This window comes from Frankia sp. Mgl5, assembly GCF_023242985.1.
GTDB lineage: Bacteria > Actinomycetota > Actinomycetes > Frankiales > Frankiaceae > Parafrankia > Parafrankia soli.
In genome coordinates this window covers 1-605 of record NZ_JALKFY010000425.1, presented here as the reverse complement: position 1 = coordinate 605, position 605 = coordinate 1, and the positions used below count along the sequence as shown (strand labels likewise).

Here is a 605-nt window from a genome sequence, read left to right as displayed (position 1 = left end):
CGGTCGGAGTTCTCGGTGGGTTCGTTGGTCGCGTAGACGGAGCCGAGCACGGTGAGTAGTGGTGCCTGTGGGGTTCCGAGGCGGTAGTCGTGGAAGCAGTCGTCGAGTGGGTAGTCGTCGATGCCCATCTGGGTGAGTTGTTCGTGGTAGGCGCGGACCAGGTTTTTTTCCTGGGCGCGTCGGAGTGTGGGTGGCAGTGCGGTGGCCAGGAAGTAGGCGACGTCGCGGCCGGGGAAGCCGATCTCCAACGACTGCCAGTCGATGGCTGTCACCTCGTGGGATTCGGTGAACAGGAGGTTGTCGAGGCGGTAGTCGCCGTGGATGAGGGTGTGGCGGCCGCAGACGTGCCGGCCCCACTGGGTGAAGTGGTCGGCGGTGCGGTGCAGTGTGTCTGTGTCGGTGGGGGAGAGGCGGTCCTGGAACCGGTCGAGGAACGGTTCGGTGGCCGCGGTGAGGATTTCGCCGAGGAAGCTGAGGCCGGCTTCGTCGGTGTGGCGTAGCCAGTCGGCGCCGTTGGTGAGGCCCGGTTTGTTCCAGAACGGGCCGTGCAGGCCGGCGAGGTTGCGTAGCGCGGCTTCGGCCTGGGGGGTGTCGCAGCCGTCGGC

The 605-nt window shown here is 66.9% G+C and carries 1 protein-coding gene; it reads right to left on the bottom strand.

Features of this window, described 5'->3' with window-relative positions; translation table 11 throughout:
• The coding region (locus MXD62_RS09960; RefSeq protein ID WP_248829053.1) for an ecdysteroid 22-kinase family protein at window positions 1–605 on the bottom strand (605 nt) is incomplete at both ends.